This window comes from Candidatus Thiosymbion oneisti (assembly GCF_900092655.1).
Lineage (GTDB): Bacteria > Pseudomonadota > Gammaproteobacteria > Chromatiales > Chromatiaceae > Thiosymbion > Thiosymbion oneisti.
Genome location: NZ_FLUY01001354.1, coordinates 1 through 1605 on the forward strand (window position 1 = coordinate 1; position 1605 = coordinate 1605).

Here is a 1605-nt window from a genome sequence, read left to right on the forward strand (position 1 = left end):
TCTGGCCACAACACCTTGGCCGGGAACGGATACCTCGCCACATCCAAAGCGGCGGCAGGATGGTGCCACTTGGCCGACCCCCGGTTTATGCCTCGCGCTGTCGGTTCCGGTAAGCAGCGGGGGCAAGTGGCCGCCGCACTCCAAAACGTCCGGGAGATCCCTTCGATGATCGTTAGCTGTCCGGAATCCATAAAGAGCCTAAAAATTTACCACGACCCGCTCACGATCTCATGGTCCGATGGTGGGGTATGGGCAAGGCTCCGGCAACGCTCTCAGGTTATCTGGACTCATTTGCAATATTAAACAACCAATTCAGTACATCGAATATTTCCTGCAGATTGACCGTAGCTGAAAATTTCGTAAAGTCTCTGGTGAATACCTTATTTTCCAGGGTGCCAAACTCCCAGGTGTTACCTGTAGTAACAACACTGTAGCAAGCTTTTCTGCCCTGCAAAGAAGCAGCGACCATTTCAGCTAAAGCTTGTGTCCACCCCTCCTCGAAGTCATCCTTCTTAGCTTCGATAACACAGAGGGGTGGTACATCCATGTCACCATATTTCGTCTTTGGCGCAATCAGATAGTCAGGTTCACCAACCAATCCTTTTTCCTTATCGACGTTGTAGGACACATGCGACCAAATCTTCAGTGATTCATAATTATCCGCTATCAGCTCCAAAATAGGACTGATTATCCTTTCACAAATAGTTGTCTCATTTATAAAGTTTAGATCATCACCTAACTTTTTTTCCATCCTTTTGAAATCCGAATCAGGGATTTCGATTTTCAGTTTATCTACAAATCGTTTATTACCACTGACTTCAATATCGAATATCCTAGCCACTTCTGAAACCGACTCAAATTCACCATAGGGCATTATACGCTCCTGTCTGCTATTCGTTCGACCAATTGCTTGACGCTCAGATTAGCCGTTTCGTACTTTCATCGCGATCACGGGAGCAGAGGTTATCCGGGTGGTCGTTCCAAGCGAATGGTGGAAAGGGTGCAACCTGACAGCTGCACCAAAGGTAGAAAGGTGAGTGAGCGTAGCATAGGGGTTGGGCTATTTTCAAGGAAGTGCCAAGACTCGAGGTTTATACAGGTGACCGATCTACAAAATAACAACGACGCCTACGATAGCCCCTGGAAGGACGTACTCGAACACGCCTTCCCTGAATTCATGGCCTTCTATTTCCCCGGGGCGCACGCCCGAATCGATTGGGCACAGGGCCATGAATTCAAGAATACCGAACTGCGTCAGGTGGTGCGCGATGCTGAACTTGGTAAACGTTTTGCCGATGCCCTGGTCCAAGTCACCCTCGAAGATGGCGAACAACGCTGGATCTACATCCACATCGAGGTCCAGGGGCGACGCGACAGCGACTTCGCCAGGCGCATGTTCACCTACAACTACCGGCTTTTTGACCGCTACGCCCGCCCCATCGCCAGCCTTGCCGTGCTGGCCGATGAGGATGCCGGGTGGCGACCCGACCACTATGGTTTCGAAGTCCTCGGCTGTCGCCATACACTCGAATTTCCGGTCGTCAAACTCATCGACTATGCGGACCGCATCGAGTCACTTGAGGCGAGCGCCAATCCCTTCGCCCT

General features: G+C 50.8%; 2 protein-coding genes. One reads left to right on the plus strand and one right to left on the minus strand.

Features of this window, described 5'->3' with window-relative positions; all coding sequences use genetic code 11:
• Window positions 1–277: 277 nt before the first annotated feature.
• The gene (locus BQ17_RS13905) at window positions 278–874 is read right to left on the minus strand and encodes a hypothetical protein (RefSeq protein ID WP_089728043.1); all 597 of its coding nucleotides are present in this window, start codon (window positions 872–874) and stop codon (window positions 278–280) included.
• 225 nt (window positions 875–1099) lie between these two features.
• On the opposite strand from BQ17_RS13905, the gene BQ17_RS13910 reads away from it, so the two are divergent.
• Window positions 1100–1605 (plus strand): Rpn family recombination-promoting nuclease/putative transposase (locus BQ17_RS13910; RefSeq protein ID WP_256091609.1); only part of this gene is annotated, 506 nt, incomplete at its 3' end.